Origin of the sequence: Enterococcus ureasiticus (assembly GCF_001730285.1) — a bacterium.
Lineage (GTDB): Bacteria > Bacillota > Bacilli > Lactobacillales > Enterococcaceae > Enterococcus_L > Enterococcus_L ureasiticus.
This window is the reverse complement of sequence record NZ_MIJZ01000012.1, coordinates 198204-213007: the sequence shown is the minus strand read 5'-3', so window position 1 is coordinate 213007 and position 14804 is coordinate 198204. Positions and strand designations below refer to the sequence as shown.

Here is a 14804-nt window from a genome sequence, read left to right as displayed (position 1 = left end):
CAAGTGGAAGATGAACGTTTAGATCCAGAACAGCTATTAGAAAAATGGAAGAAAAACGAACAAAGCCTGAGGTCTGGTCGACTGAAGGTTTTCTTCGGTTATGCGGCAGGTGTGGGGAAAACATACGCGATGTTAAAAGAAGCCCACGAACAACTTGCAGAAGGTAAATCTGTCCTAGTCGGCTACGTAGAACCTCACGCTCGTCCAGAAACGGAAGCTTTGGTTGCTGGATTACCTACAATGCAAACGAAAAAGTACGAATATAAAGGTATCACCATCAACGAATTTGATGTAGACGAGGCTTTACAAGCTAGACCGGATATTATTTTGGTCGACGAACTGGCTCACACCAATGCGATCGGAGCTAGAAATAGAAAAAGATACCAAGATATTGAAGAATTACTAAAAGCAGGTATCGATGTCTATACCACAGTCAATGTACAACATATCGAAAGCTTGAACGACATCGTGGAACAAGTGACAGGTGTTCATATTTCTGAAACCGTACCGGATACATTTTTTGAAACGAGCGCTTTAAAAGTAGTCGATATTGAGACCGAAGAGCTATTGGAACGACTGAAACAAGGAAAAATCTATCACTCAGAAAACGCCAAAAAAGCCATGGCCAACTTTTTTAAAACAGATAATCTAACATTATTACGAGGCTTGGCGATTCGAAAAGCCTCCGATCATATCAATACAACCAATCAGCAAGAAACACAAAAAAGTACCGGTATTCATTCGAAATTACTAACGATCATTGATGAAAAAAATCCGGATATGACTAAAAAATGTCTGCGCTGGACTGCTCGTTTAGCTCAAGCTTTGGGGACTGAGTGGATCGCATTAGAGATTTTAGAAGATATGTCTGAGCACTCAGAATCGGATAATTCAAAACTCGCAACCAAACTTGGCGGTGAAGTCGTCACCTTAGAAAGCGACAACCAGCGGGACACAATTGTTCAATATGTGAAAATGCGAGGAGTTACGGATCTGGTAATGGGGAAAGTCATCAAGCGCTCTCGCTTTATTCGCTTGTACCGACCAGATTTGGAGGATGAACTGATTGCTTTTATTCCAGATGTGGATATTCACTTAGTTCCGTATCAATCCAATAAATATCTACTAAATAAATATGCTGTTAAGAAAAAGAACTTACATAGTATATTTACTTGGAAAGATTTTTATATGACTTTAGGATTACTTGCAGTGGCAACGTTACTTTCTGAATTGGGTTCTTACTATCATATTGGCGATCAGAATTTGATTTTGATTTACATTCTTTTTGTTTTGTTAGTGGCTCGGATAACGACGGGCTATTTATGGGCAGCATTGGCCTCGATTGCTAGTGTTTTGATGTTTAATTGGTTTTTTGTTGACCCTCTTTTTTCTTTAACTGTTTATAAACAAGGCTACCCAGTCACGTTGATTTTCATGCTTTTGGTGGCTTTATTGGTCAGCAATTTAATGATGCAGATCAAAAAACAAGCTTTTTATGCCATGAAACGGGAACATCAATTAGAAATTTTGTATGAACTCAATAAAAAATATCTGGTCACTCATGATCAAAAAGAAATCTTAGCGACAACAGCCGAATATTTATCGAATATGCTAGATAGAGAAGTGGTTTTGTATGGAGAACAAGAACTGAAAAATCCAGCTGGTGCTCCGATCAAAGGTCCTTTAAGAAGTTTGGAAGAGCTCGCTGTTGCCAATTGGGTGTTTGTGAATCAAAAAGAAGCAGGCTATGGTACGGATACATTAATGGGCGCGAAAGCTCTTTATTTGCCTGTGTTATCAAATGGTGTCACACTAGCAGTGATCGGGATCGAAAAAAGCAAAGAAAATCCGATTACAGATGAGATTATCAGCTTTTTAGAATTGATTTCTACCCAACTCTCTCTAGCAATCGAACAAAATAAACTGACTTCTGAGCGGCAGCAAATTTTATTTGAAAGTGAAAAAGAGCGGATGCGGGGAAACTTATTACGAGCAATTTCTCATGATCTACGTACACCGCTTACTGGAATATCAGGATCTGTGGAAACCATTTTAAATGATAGTGAAACAGCCAAACTTCCAGAAGAAACCAAACGTAAACTACTTGTCGGGATCAAAGATGATGCGGATTGGTTGATTCGTATGGTGGAGAATTTATTGTCGATCACTCGAATCAATGAAGAAACAATGAAAGTTGCGAAAAGTAAAGAAGCCGCTGAAGAAGTTGTGGCCTCAGCCATTCAACGCATTAGAAAAAGTTATCCAACTAGCCAAATCAACGTATCATTACTGGATGAATTTGTGTTAGTGCCAATGGATTCTATCTTGATCGAGCAAGTACTGTTTAACTTAATGGAAAATGCCATCCGACATTCTAACAGTGAGTCGCCTATTTTTGTAACGGTTTCTTTAACTGAAAAAGAAATCACGTTTGAAATAGCAGATCAAGGGAAAGGATTGACCAAAGAGCAACTTAAATTGTTGTTTAGCGGGATGACTAAACAAAGTACGCCAGTGGATTCTAAAAGTGGAATGGGAATCGGTTTATCTATTGTAAAAACGATCATCATGGCGCACGATGGCACACTTACTGCCGGAAACAGACCACAAGGCGGTGCAATTTTTACATTTACTTTACCGCTAGAGCGAAAGGAGAAAAAATAATGGCGACGATTTTGATTGTTGAAGACGATGATGTAATCGCTGAATTTATGGGTGCTGTTTTAGAAAAAGAAAAGCATACGATTCATTTGGCGCATTCAGCTTTGGAAGGATTATCGACATTTCGAATGTGGTCCGTAGATCTGATTTTACTTGATTTAGGTTTACCAGATCAAGATGGGATAGAAGTTTTAAAGAAAATTCGTGAGACCTCTCCTGTACCGATCATCATTATTTCAGCTCGTGATCATGAAAATAATAAGGTTGAAGCACTGGATCTAGGTGCAGATGACTACATTACAAAACCTTTCGGGACACCAGAATTGCTTGCTAGAATTAGGACGGCCTTAAGGCATGCCGCAAGTAATTCCAATCCTCAATTAGAAGTGAAGCAAATCAACAATGGCGATTTGTGTATCGACATTGAACACCATACTGTCAGCAAGAAGGGCAACGTGATCCATTTAACGCCAAACGAATACAAGATCATTCAAGTTCTTGGTGAAAATATAGGAAAAGTACTGACACACACTTATATTTCTCAGAAGGTTTGGGGACCGTATAGTAATGAAAGTCAAACGCTTAGGGTAAACATGTCAAATATCCGTAAAAAAATCGAAGATAACCCTGTTGAACCAGAATATATTTTGACAGAAATTGGGATTGGGTATCGGATGTTGGAAAAATAATAGAAAAAAGGGCATCTGTTGTGCATATCACCTGACAAAGGATGGTGAAATAAACAATAAGACAGTAAGTGAACAAGGGAGGTCTGGAAATGAATGTTGTAACGGCTATTGATTCTATGAAAGGATCTCTATCCAGTATTGAAGCAAATCAAATCATTGCAAAAGTATTTACTAAACAAGGACATGTTGTTAAAGAAATAGCGATTGCCGATGGCGGTGAAGGTACAGTAGACGCTGTTGTGAAAAATGGTGACGGTCAGAAAATTGAAGCAAGAGTCCATGCTTTAAATGGTCAGTTAGTAAATGCTGAATTTGGCTGGTTTAACTCTGGAAAATTAGCTGTGATCGAATCAGCTGCAGCATCTGGCATTCAATATTTAGATGGAACAAAAACGACTCATCCACTGAATACCTCTTCTTATGGCACAGGAGAATTGATTTTGGCAGCAATCGATCAAGGTGCGCAGACGATCGTCATAGGCTTAGGTGGAACGGGAACAGTAGATGGCGGTATTGGGCTATTAAGTGCTTTAGGTGTTGCATTCTTTGATCAAGAAAATCAGCTATTGCCTGCTAAAGGAAGTAGTTTAGAAAAAGTTGCTCATGTCTCTACAGAACACATAGATTCACGCTTGTCAGGTGTCACCTTCCATATTGCTTCTGATGTCACTAGCCCATTATTAGGTGAGACAGGCGCTGTCTATATGTTTGGGCGCCAAAAAGGCTTGGCGGAAAATGAATTGAACAACTACGAGCGTGGTATGAAGAACTATCAGGAAATAATCAGTGGAACGAAAGAGTCAGCTGCAGGAGATGGTGCTGCTGGGGGACTTGGTTTTGCTATCAGAGTATTTTTAAACGGAAGCGTACGTTCGGGATTTGAGTTTATTTCAGAACAGACTGGTTTAGAAGAAGCGATTAAACATGCTGATTTAGTGGTTACTGGTGAAGGGAAAATGGACAATCAAAGCCTCCAAGGAAAAGTCCCAGTTGGAATTGGACGTATTGCCAAAAAATATCAAGTACCAGTTATTGCTTTTGTCGGAAGTTTTAATGGCGATCATCAGCTTTTTTATGAGGAAGGTATTTCTGTGATTATTCCAATTGTCGATCGAATCGTAACGTTAGAAGAAGCGATGAATGAGGCGAAACTAAACCTAGGAACGGCAGCAAATCGAACCTTGGATTTATTGACGCTGATGGAAAAATAATCGACTAAGTTTATGTTATCAAAAGGATTTAAAAACAATACTTATTAGTATAAACAGCTAATAGGTGTTGTTTTTTTATCTCCTCCTTAAGTCCAGAAAATATAGGTCTTAAGTACCATGACAAGAATGAAGAATTCCCTCAGAATAGTAAGAGAAGTAAGGGGATGTAAGATGAAAAAAAGGAAAAAGAGTAGACAATTATTATGTAAGAAAAAAGAGAGAGAATCAGTGGAGGGGAAAACATGTCTGTAATTGAAGCAAGAAATATAAAGAAAAGTTATGGCCGTAATGAATCGAAATTTGATGCATTAAAAGGTGTGGATTTAAAAATCGAAGAAGGTGAATCCGTTGCGATCATCGGGAAAAGCGGATCAGGAAAATCAACCTTTATGCATATTTTAGCCTTATTAGATAAACCAACTTCAGGAGAAATTTTATTAAATAACCAAGATGTAACAAGCATCGGCAAAAAAGAATTGGATAAAACACGAAACAAACAATTCGGATTTGTGTTTCAACAATTTTTCATGAATTCTAAAGATACAGTTTTAAACAATGTCATGTTACCGCTAAAAATCGGTGGTATTTCAAATGGCAAACGCAAAGAAATGGCGCTTGAAGCCCTAAAAGCTGTTGAATTAGATGATAAAATCAACAATAAAGCGAACAACTTATCTGGTGGACAAAAACAACGGGTTTGTATTGCGCGTGCGTTGGTCAATAATCCTAAAATTATTTTTGCAGACGAACCTACCGGAAACTTAGATTCCACAACGGGTGATAAGATCGAGCAGCTGTTATTTGATTTGAACAAAGAAAAAGGGATCACACTGATTATTGTCACTCATGATCCAGAACTTGCGGCGCGCTGTGATCGCCAAATCCATGTGCGTGACGGATTAATTGTGGGAGGGAACGAGTAGATGAAATTTAGTGATATTTTAAAATCAGCCAGTTCAAATTTAATGCGCAATAAAGGGCGCACCATATTAACGATTGTAGCTATTTTTATAGGAGCATTTACCATTTCACTGACAACAGGTGTCAATATTGGGGTCAATGATTATATCGATAAACAAGTCGGTAGTGTCGGTGGCCAAAATCAAATCATGATCCAGCCCAAAATGACTGGGGGGCCTAGTGAAGATGGGGAACCACAAAAATATGATGAAAACAAAAAATCAAGCTCAATGCAACAGCAGGAAGCGTTAGATAAAAAAGATCTTGAGAAAATCAAAAAGATTGATGGAATCAAAAATGCGGAAGCAATGAAATCAGTTTCGACAAGTTATATTTCTGGAGAGAATAATGAAAAATATGTTTTTTCAGGAATGCCAATGGTAGAAGAATTGAATGTAGATCTCGAAGCGGGCAAAGGCCTTGACCAAAAAAGTTCAGAATTTCAAATCAATTTGGCACCAGAATATGTGAAATCGTTAGGTTACAAATCAAGTGAAGAAGCAATTGGAAAAACAGTCAAAATAGCAGCACCCTCCACAGCTACTGGAGAAGAAAAAGTAATTGAAGCTAAGATCACAGGCGTACGTAATACTAGCTTGATCCAAGATGGAATGTCTTTATTGAACCATTCGCTTGTTGATGAGATTTCAAAAATCAATGAAGAAGGTTTGCCAGAAGCAATGACTGGACAATACGGATTGATCATGGGTGAAATGAGCAAAGATGTAACAAAATCAGAAATCGCCGATGTAAAAGAACGTTTGGATAAAGCAGGCTATATGGGACAAACAGTTGAAGACCAAATCGGTATGATCAGAAACGTGATCAATGCGATCACAGGGGTATTAACGATGTTTGGCGCCATTGCGTTATTAGCCGCAAGTTTCGGAATCATCAATACATTGTATATGTCAGTTCAAGAACGTACAAGAGAAATCGGCTTAATGAAAGCGATGGGACTAAGCAGTGGTAAAGTCTTTACGATTTTCAGTGTGGAAGCAGCATTGATTGGATTTTTAGGTTCCCTTTTAGGTATTTTAGGAGCAGTCGGTGCAGGTGCGTTGATCAACCAAATCGCAGCTGATTCATTCTTGAAATCATTGACAGGCTTCACCTTGATTCAATTCTCGGCTTCTTCATCTGCTGTGATTATTTTGGTAATCATGGGAATCGCATTCCTTGCAGGAACATTACCAGCACGTAGAGCAGCGAAACTAGATCCAATTGAATCGTTACGTTATGAATAAGTGTTAAATGATGAGGACAAAGCATTTATTGCTTTGTTCTTATTTTTTGTAAGCATATTTTTTACCTAAATAAAAAATAAGGAGTATACTGAGTTCATATTTTGTTTAAAAGACGGAGGAATCATAACTATGAAAGCAGTAGTCATCAATCAATATGGCAGCAAAGAAGAATTAACTGAGCAAGACGTAACATTACCTGAATTAAAAGAAAATCAAGTACTCGTTAAAGAGCATGCAACATCGATCAATCCAATCGACTGGAAATTAAGAGAAGGCTATTTAAAACAAATGTTTGACTGGCCGTTCCCCATTATTTTAGGCTGGGACGTTGCGGGTGTTATCACAGAAGTCGGCAGTGGTGTAACTGACTGGAAAGTCGGCGATAAAGTTTTCGCTCGTCCAGAAACAACACGTTTTGGTACATATGCAGAGGAAACGATCGTTGATGATACTCTATTAGCGAAAATCCCTGAAAATGTTAGTTTTGAAGAAGCAGCGGCTGTTCCTTTAGCTGGATTGACAGCTTTACAAGCACTTTTTGATCATGGAAAACTTCAAAAGGGTGAAAAAGTTTTGATTCACGCTGGAGCGGGCGGTGTAGGAACTTATGCGATCCAATTAGCAAAACAAGCGGGTGCTTATGTTATTACAACTGCTAGTGAGAAAAATCATGACCTACTAAAAAAACTAGGGGCAGATGAGGTAATCGATTATCATACAACTAACTTCGCAGAAGTGCTAACAGATATCGATGTAGTTTTTGATACAATGGGTGGAGATATCCAAAAATCTAGTTTTTCTGTTCTAAAACCAAATACAGGACGTTTGATTTCAATCGTTGGTATTGCAGATGAAGCGTTGGCGAAAGAAAAAAATATCAAAGCTGAAAGTATCTGGCTTCAAACAAACGGAAAACAATTACAAGAAATTGCTGATCTAATGGCTTCAGGAAAAGTGATTTCAGTCGTCGGAGAAGTTTTCCCATTTTCTAGACAAGGCGTTTATGATGCACATGTCTTGAGTGAAACTCACCACGCTGTAGGAAAAATCGTCATCAAAATGGCTGACTAACTAAATAGACCATCATCAACGGAATTTGTTGATGATGGTCTATTTGTTTGATTTTCCTGCTCTAAAGCGAATCAGTTCTATTAATCCAGGCAATTCTCGTTGGATGTACTCTTGATTTAAAACATATGTTTTTGTTGTACCAGTTTTGATTTCTTGAATCAACTGAGCATCCTTAAGCAATTTTATATGATGAGACAAGGTAGATTTTACAATATTATATTTTTCTGAAGTTATCCGTTTTTCACCATCAAGTAATAAGCAAGTAAGGATATTCAAACGGATCGGGTCACTGACTGCTTGCAACGCTTGAAGAACAGGATCATTGTTGTTATCGATCATTTTATTTTTCATAAACAGATTATAACATAAACTTTCTACTTTACATATTGCGGAGGGAGTGATATATTTTTAATGTTCGAAAACAATCGAACAAAAGGAAGAAATGAGGGATATTATGGAAAACACATATAAAGAAAATAATTTCGACACGATCATGAAAGGGAGAAGATCAATTCGTAATTACGATCCAACCATTAAAATCAGTCGTGAAGAGATGGAGCAAATCATTAACGATACTGTTAAAGCACCTTCTTCTGTGAATATGCAGCCTTGGCGTTTTGCTGTTGTTGAAAGTGATGAAGGAAAAGAAGCTATCGCTCCATTGGTACGTTTTAATAAATTACAAAATGAAACATCAGCCGCAATGATCGTGATATTTGGGGATTTAAATAGTTTTGAACATGCAGAAAAAATCTATGGTACAGCAGTGGAACAAAATTTAATGCCGCAAGAAGTTAAAGAACGTCAATTAGAAGTGTTGAGTCCTTTATTTGAGCAAATGTCGACAGAAGATAAAAAAGAAATGGCGATTATCGATGGCGCTTTGGCTGGGATGAACTTGATGTTAGTTGCTCGTGCGTACGGATATGACACAAATCCAATCGGCGGTTTTGAACGTGAGAAAATTGCTGAAGCACTAAATATGGATAAAGAACGATACTATCCTGTAATGATCGTTTCAATCGGGAAAGCAAATGAAGAAGGTTATCCTTCGTATCGACTACCAGCTGCTGATATTACAACTTGGAAATAGGAGGCGTAAATCTATGCATATTATTCCGTTGATTTTAGCTGTGATCGTTGCAATTGAGCATTATTATATTTTATATCTAGAAATGTTTCAGACAACGTCACCTGCAGCACAACGTAGCTTTGGATTGGATAAAGAATTTTTAGACGATCCAAGAGTACAAACGTTATTCAAAAATCAAGGACTATACAACGGTTTTTTAGCTACAGGAATTTTATGGGGGGCATTTTTTGCTGTTAATAGCTGGAGTGTGGTGATGTTCTTCATCATCTGTGTGGTTGTTGCTGCTGTGTATGGCGGACTGACATCATCCAAATCGATTTTGATAAAACAAGGTATTCCTGCAATTATTACACTGGTAACACTGTTGATTTTTAGATGATCAGAGAAAAGTTTGAGACAAGAACCCCGTTGTCTTAGGCTTTTTCTTTTATTTTAAAAAAACTTATAAAAAGTAAGTCAAAACCCTTTACTTACTTTTAGTAAGACGATATACTATGAAAGTAATCTAAAAACTAATTCGAATCGAAAAGGAGCAATACACATGACAGAATTTACTCAAGCATTAAAAAAACGCCGTTCAATCTACGCTTTAGGAGATAATCTACCACAATCACAAGAAGAAATCACAGCTTTAGTGAAAGAAGTTGTTAGAGAAAGTCCTTCATCATTTAACTCACAAACACAACGTGTCGTTTTCTTATTTGGTGATGCACACAAAAAATTATGGTCAATCACAGAAGAAGCATTGAAACCTTTAACACCTGCAGAAGCTTTCCCAAATACACAAGCTAAATTACAAAGCTTTGCAGCTGGATACGGAACATTACTTTTCTTTGAAGATATGGACATCGTAAAAAACCTACAAGAACAATTTGAACTATATGCAGAAAACTTCCCAGTTTGGTCAGAACAAGCAAGTGGTTTGACTCAAGCAAACGTTTGGACTGCATTAGCACAAGAAAATATTGGTGCAAATTTACAACATTACAACCCGGTAATCGATGAAGCTGTAGCAAAAGAATGGTCAATTCCAAGCCAATGGAAATTAAGAGCACAACTTGTTTTCGGTTCGATCGAAGCGCCTGCTGGCGAAAAAGAATACATGGAAGATAGCGCACGTTTCCTAGAATTTAACTAATTAAACGTGTGGGAGGGGAAAAGTATGGTGACTAAATTACCGCAAGAAACGATAGTAAAACAAGTAAAATTAAAAGTACAAAACCTGAAAGTAATGACAGATTTTTATACGAAGATGATTGGGCTTGTCTTACAAAAAAAAGAGGGAAATACAACTTTCTTGGGTACGCAAGAATCTTCTGAACCTATTTTGATTTTAGAAGAACTTGTTGATCCTGTGGTAAAAAATAATACAACAGGCTTATATCACACAGCTTTTCTCTTACCTTCTCGTAAGGATTTAGGCAATAGTTTATTATGGCTATTACAAAACAATATTGAAATAGGTGCGGCTGACCATGGCTACAGTGAAGCAATTTATCTAAGCGATCCAGAAGGCAATGGAATCGAAATCTATCGTGATAAACCAATGATTGATTGGGATATTCGTGAAGATGGAGAGATCATTGGTGTAACGGAAGAGTTGGATGGAGATAGCGTCGTCGCAGAAGCTGATGGTCAATGGTTAGGCATGGCACCTGGATCAAGAATCGGGCATGTCCATTTACAAGTCGCAGATTTAGAGGAGACGGAGACGTTTTATGAACAGCTTGGTTTTTCTTTAAAATCTAATTTTGGCAGACGCGCTAAATTCTTCGCAGCGGGTGAGTACCATCATCATATTGGGACGAATACTTGGAATGGTGAACATGTGGCTTTAATTGGTGAGAATCAATTGGGCTTGGCTTGGTATACATTTCAATTGCCATCTAAAGAAGCGTTTGAGTCATTGGTTAAGCAACTGAATGAAACGTCTATTGAATATGTAATCAAAGAGCAACAGCTAACGCTTCAAGATCCCAATGCTATGCAGATTAAATTTGAATATTAATTTTAGAACATACTAAGATGAACTTACCCTCTTATCTTGGTATGTTTTTTTGCTGCTCTCCATAATATTGACTAGGTGTGATAGTAAGTTGTTAGATGATAGGATAAATTTTGTTTTTATATTGATTACTTAAGAGATTGATAAGAACCGTGAAATGAGAAAAAAATTCGCTGACAAATATTTAAATTTTTTGAGTAACATTAAAAAGAGCGTGTGCGAGACAATTATCAGGAGTTTTCTGATGATTGTACCACTTTTTGATTTAAGGGCATAAAAAGTAACTCTTCTCTGTATGATTCAAGTGACAAAGCCTAATAAATAAGGAAGTGAGCATCTTATACTTAAAGTTTATAGTATCAAAGTGACAGACATAGTCTATGAAAGCGAATAATAAAAATCAACAGTATGCTTGATTATATTCAAAATAGTGATATTGTTGAAGAGAATCAGAGCATGTGATGAAGAGTGAATCGAATATCTTGACCGAAGAATAAGAAACAAGTATAGAATTTATTGAGGCTTTTAAAAGGAGGAAAAAGGAATGAGTAAGTATGAATCTTTATGGAAAGTAGTAGAATCGGATGGCAGAAAAAATTTTTATCTAAATTATCAGGAAATAGAGGATATCTTAGGCTTTCCAATTGATCACTCCTTTTTGACCTATAAAAAAGAAGCAAAGAATTATGGATATGAGGTTGGAAAAATTTCAATGAAAGAAAAAACTGTGAATTTTAAAAAACTGTAAATTGTTCGATTCCCAAAAAGAATAGAAAATGAAAAGAGTAGGAGAAGTAATAGATGACATTTGTTGAAATTAGTATCTATCAGGTAAAACCAGATAGAAAAGATGATTTTGAATCGATAATGAATCAAGCTGTGGAGCAAATGCAAACATTTGAAGGATGTCAATTACTGAGATTAGTGCATCGCACACATTATATAAAGGCTATGGATACCATTAAAGAAGGACTCCCAGCAGATAAATTGACTCGAACCATCAAATGCATTAAATACGCTCTTTACTGGGAGTTTGATACAAATGAAAACTATGGAAATGCACAAAAAACATTGTATGAAACTTATTGGAAATCAATAGAGAAATGTTTAATCGCACCGCATGACAAAATTTTAGGAGAACGAATTAAATAGTTTTGGCCGATAACGATTGATTAGAAATCAAAATGATAACAGTTAAATTTTAAGGTATGCAGTCTATATTTTTAAATAAACCTTTTGAGAACATTTTTTACAGTTAGAAGGATAAGATGATGAGAACTTTAAGTGATAATTTTCAGAAAGAAATAAACTGATTTTTTGAAAATACCTGTAAAAGTTCAAAAAATGGAAATTAGAGAATATTACTTTGAATGGGTAATTTTCTAAATCGTTTATTTTTTTGGAGGGAACATAAGTTGAACAAGAAATTAGCTCACAAAATTTATGTAGTCAGTGATTTTATATTAACATTTTTTTGGATAATGATATTTATTCTAAGTTTGGCTGGAACCGTTAATATTAATGATTATCCGTTTAATATAATAGATACGACTATTATAACCATATTTACTATTGAATATATAGTAAGGTTTGTACTTGCAAAAAGCAAAAAGAGATACGTTATAGATAATTTATTTAGCTTATTAGCGATAATACCATTAAATTTGCTAAATATAGGAATTTTAGCGAAATCCAATAGAATATTTAGAGTCATAACATTGTTAGCAAAATTAGGTCATAGTAAAAATAGCATTTTATATAAAAATGGTTTTATCTATGCTTTGTATGCAAGTGGCTGTATAGTATTTGTGGGAAGTGGATTTTATAGTATGGTTGAAAATATAAGTTATGAGAACAGCGTCTGGTGGAGTATTGTAACAATGACAACCGTAGGATATGGAGATATTGTACCAAAAACAGCATGGGGTAGAGTAATTGCGGCAATAACGATGTTGTTTGGAATAGGGTTTATAGGTATGTTAACATCTACAATAACAAATTATTTTAAAGACAAAAAAACTAAAATAAATTATGTTAAAGAAAGAAAAACGGATAAAGTAAGAGCAACTACAGACAGAGACGATTTAAAACAGTTAAACAATAAAGTAGATGAATTGACTAAACTAGTAGAAAGTTTATCGAAAAAAATGGAGGATGAAAACTAGATCTTTTGTATTATAATTCCAAATAATAGTAGTTATTGATTATAGTATATAAAAATAGAATGTGAGAAAGAAAAGCTTACTATTTACTAAATGAATAACTATTGAATAAACACTCGTAACAGAAGCAGGCAATATTCAATCTATGTATTAAAAGATAAGACGAATTGTGTCTTGTCTTTTTTTGCATACTTTTAAATTTAAAAGTATAGACATTTATCGGAGTTGGCTTTATAATAATAATGAATACGATGATTGAAAAACAATTCGATGAAAGTAGGGACAGTCATGCAAAGAACATTCAAAGAAGATTTCTGGTGGGGAGCCGCTACATCAGGTCCACAAAGTGAAGGGCGTTTTAATAAAAAACATGCAAATATGTTTGATTATTGGTATGAGATCGAACCAACGGATTTTTATGATCAAGTTGGCCCAGATGTGACGTCAAATTTTTATAATAGTTTTAAAGAAGATATTGCATTGATGAAAGAAATTGGTCTAAATAGTGTCCGTACCTCGATTCAATGGAGTCGCTTGATCGATGATCTGGAGCTTGGAACAGTCAATGAAGATGCGGTTCGCTTTTATAACGAAGTAATTGACACATTTTTAGAAGCTGGGATTCGTCCTGTGATGAATTTACATCACTTTGATTTACCTGTTGAACTTTATCATAAATATGGTGGCTGGGAATCGAAGCACGTGGTCGATTTATATGTGAAATTTGCTGAAAAATGTTTTGAATTATTTGGTGATCGGGTGAAAGACTGGTTTACCCACAATGAACCAATCGTGGTTGTTGAAGGGGAGTATTTACACCAATTCCATTATCCAAAAATCGTGGACGGTAAAAAAGCAGTGCAAGTCGCTTATAACTTAAATCTAGCTTCTGCAAAAGCGATTCAAGCCTTTAGAAAATTAGGACTGCAAAACGAAGGTGGAAGAATTGGCATCATTTTAAACCTAACACCAACATATCCAGCTTCTGACAGTCCGGAAGATTTAGCAGCGGCAAATATTGCTGAGCTATTTAACAATCGTATGTTTTTAGATACAGCTGTCCACGGGGAATTTCCACAAGAGTTAGTTGATTTATTTATCAAAGATGACGTACTTTGGGAAAGTACGCCAGCTGAATTGGCTTTGATTAAAGATAACACGATTGATGTTCTAGGCGTTAATTTCTATCACCCAAACCGTGTGAAAGCACCAGATATTGCACCAAATAGTGTGGGAGAGTGGCTTCCAAATCGTTATTTTGATGAGTACAATATGCCAGGACGTCGAATGAATATCGATCGAGGCTGGGAAATTTACCCTAAAGCATTATATGATATTGCCATCAATATTCGTGATAACTACAACAATATTCCGTGGTTTGTTTCTGAAAATGGGATGGGGATTTCTGGTGAGGAGCGATTCATGAATGAAGCAGGTGTGGTGGAAGATGATTATCGAATTGATTTTATTCGAGAGCATTTAGAATGGGTTCATCAAGGAATTGAAGAAGGGTCTAATTGTTTTGGCTATCATTTATGGACACCGATCGATTGTTGGTCATGGGCAAATGCGTATAAGAATCGCTACGGTTTTATCTCTACAAATATCCATACACAAATCAAGACGATCAAAAAATCCGGGCATTGGTTTAAAACAGTTGCTCAAACAAATACACTTACAGATAAATAAAATGAAAAATGTGGCG

15 protein-coding genes are annotated in these 14804 nt (G+C 36.2%); 14 read left to right on the top strand and 1 reads right to left on the bottom strand.

Annotated elements, in window-relative coordinates:
- Positions 1-3 precede the first annotated feature (3 nt).
- The 6 genes from BCR21_RS07050 (at position 4) to BCR21_RS07025 (ending at position 7839) form a co-directional block, all read left to right on the top strand.
- Positions 4-2664 (top strand): sensor histidine kinase, encoded by a 2661-nt coding sequence (locus BCR21_RS07050; RefSeq protein WP_069645778.1) that lies wholly within the window; start codon positions 4-6, stop codon positions 2662-2664.
- Entirely contained in the window at positions 2664-3350 is a 687-nt protein-coding gene (locus tag BCR21_RS07045; protein WP_069645777.1) for a response regulator transcription factor, read from the top strand. Before BCR21_RS07050 ends, BCR21_RS07045 begins: the two co-directional genes overlap by 1 nt.
- A gap of 89 nt (positions 3351-3439) precedes the next feature.
- Positions 3440-4561, top strand: coding sequence for a glycerate kinase family protein (locus BCR21_RS07040; protein WP_069645776.1), 1122 nt, complete (start codon positions 3440-3442; stop codon positions 4559-4561).
- A gap of 242 nt (positions 4562-4803) precedes the next feature.
- Positions 4804-5484 (top strand): ABC transporter ATP-binding protein, encoded by a 681-nt coding sequence (locus BCR21_RS07035; protein WP_069645775.1) that lies wholly within the window; start codon positions 4804-4806, stop codon positions 5482-5484.
- Positions 5485-6768: an ABC transporter permease gene (locus tag BCR21_RS07030; RefSeq protein WP_069645774.1), complete on the top strand. Its 1284-nt coding sequence runs from the start codon at positions 5485-5487 to the stop codon at positions 6766-6768.
- Positions 6769-6897: 129 nt separating this feature from the next.
- The gene (locus tag BCR21_RS07025; protein WP_069645773.1) at positions 6898-7839 is read left to right on the top strand and encodes an NADP-dependent oxidoreductase; all 942 of its coding nucleotides are present in this window, start codon (positions 6898-6900) and stop codon (positions 7837-7839) included.
- A gap of 39 nt (positions 7840-7878) precedes the next feature.
- Here BCR21_RS07025 and BCR21_RS07020 read toward each other — a convergent pair whose 3' ends face one another.
- Complete coding sequence (locus BCR21_RS07020; RefSeq protein WP_240488075.1) at positions 7879-8178, bottom strand: ArsR/SmtB family transcription factor; 300 nt, start codon at positions 8176-8178, stop codon at positions 7879-7881.
- A gap of 115 nt (positions 8179-8293) precedes the next feature.
- On the opposite strand from BCR21_RS07020, the gene BCR21_RS07015 reads away from it, so the two are divergent.
- The 8 genes from BCR21_RS07015 (at position 8294) to BCR21_RS06980 (ending at position 14788) form a co-directional block, all read left to right on the top strand.
- Positions 8294-8932, top strand: a complete 639-nt coding sequence (locus BCR21_RS07015) for a nitroreductase family protein (protein ID WP_069645771.1) — start codon at positions 8294-8296, stop codon at positions 8930-8932.
- A gap of 13 nt (positions 8933-8945) precedes the next feature.
- Complete coding sequence (locus BCR21_RS07010) at positions 8946-9311, top strand: DUF1304 domain-containing protein (RefSeq protein ID WP_069645770.1); 366 nt, start codon at positions 8946-8948, stop codon at positions 9309-9311.
- A 162-nt stretch (positions 9312-9473) separates the two neighbouring features.
- A complete protein-coding gene (locus BCR21_RS07005) occupies positions 9474-10070 on the top strand; it encodes a nitroreductase family protein (protein WP_069645769.1) in 597 nt (198 codons plus the stop codon).
- Between the two features lie 24 nt (positions 10071-10094).
- Complete coding sequence (locus tag BCR21_RS07000) at positions 10095-10940, top strand: VOC family protein (RefSeq protein ID WP_069645768.1); 846 nt, start codon at positions 10095-10097, stop codon at positions 10938-10940.
- Positions 10941-11481: 541 nt separating this feature from the next.
- Positions 11482-11685 (top strand): hypothetical protein, encoded by a 204-nt coding sequence (locus BCR21_RS06995; protein ID WP_069645767.1) that lies wholly within the window; start codon positions 11482-11484, stop codon positions 11683-11685.
- Positions 11686-11738: 53 nt separating this feature from the next.
- The gene (locus BCR21_RS06990; RefSeq protein WP_069645766.1) at positions 11739-12089 is read left to right on the top strand and encodes a hypothetical protein; all 351 of its coding nucleotides are present in this window, start codon (positions 11739-11741) and stop codon (positions 12087-12089) included.
- Positions 12090-12352: 263 nt separating this feature from the next.
- A complete protein-coding gene (locus BCR21_RS06985; RefSeq protein WP_069645765.1) occupies positions 12353-13102 on the top strand; it encodes a potassium channel family protein in 750 nt (249 codons plus the stop codon).
- Between the two features lie 285 nt (positions 13103-13387).
- Positions 13388-14788: a glycoside hydrolase family 1 protein gene (locus BCR21_RS06980; protein WP_069645764.1), complete on the top strand. Its 1401-nt coding sequence runs from the start codon at positions 13388-13390 to the stop codon at positions 14786-14788.
- Positions 14789-14804 lie beyond the last annotated feature (16 nt).

Excerpts from the sequence above, each read along its gene's own strand:
- BCR21_RS07045 (WP_069645777.1), top strand. The coding sequence starts at position 2,664 with ATGGCGACGATTTTGATTGTTGAAGACGATGATGTAATCGCTGAATTT.
- BCR21_RS07040 (WP_069645776.1), top strand. The coding sequence starts at position 3,440 with ATGAATGTTGTAACGGCTATTGATTCTATGAAAGGATCTCTATCCAGT.
- BCR21_RS07035 (WP_069645775.1), top strand. The coding sequence starts at position 4,804 with ATGTCTGTAATTGAAGCAAGAAATATAAAGAAAAGTTATGGCCGTAAT.
- BCR21_RS07030 (WP_069645774.1), top strand. The coding sequence starts at position 5,485 with ATGAAATTTAGTGATATTTTAAAATCAGCCAGTTCAAATTTAATGCGC.
- BCR21_RS07025 (WP_069645773.1), top strand. The coding sequence starts at position 6,898 with ATGAAAGCAGTAGTCATCAATCAATATGGCAGCAAAGAAGAATTAACT.
- BCR21_RS07020 (WP_240488075.1), bottom strand. The coding sequence starts at position 8,178 with ATGATCGATAACAACAATGATCCTGTTCTTCAAGCGTTGCAAGCAGTC.
- BCR21_RS07015 (WP_069645771.1), top strand. The coding sequence starts at position 8,294 with ATGGAAAACACATATAAAGAAAATAATTTCGACACGATCATGAAAGGG.
- BCR21_RS07010 (WP_069645770.1), top strand. The coding sequence starts at position 8,946 with ATGCATATTATTCCGTTGATTTTAGCTGTGATCGTTGCAATTGAGCAT.
- BCR21_RS07005 (WP_069645769.1), top strand. The coding sequence starts at position 9,474 with ATGACAGAATTTACTCAAGCATTAAAAAAACGCCGTTCAATCTACGCT.
- BCR21_RS07000 (WP_069645768.1), top strand. The coding sequence starts at position 10,095 with ATGGTGACTAAATTACCGCAAGAAACGATAGTAAAACAAGTAAAATTA.
- BCR21_RS06995 (WP_069645767.1), top strand. The coding sequence starts at position 11,482 with ATGAGTAAGTATGAATCTTTATGGAAAGTAGTAGAATCGGATGGCAGA.
- BCR21_RS06990 (WP_069645766.1), top strand. The coding sequence starts at position 11,739 with ATGACATTTGTTGAAATTAGTATCTATCAGGTAAAACCAGATAGAAAA.
- BCR21_RS06980 (WP_069645764.1), top strand. The coding sequence starts at position 13,388 with ATGCAAAGAACATTCAAAGAAGATTTCTGGTGGGGAGCCGCTACATCA.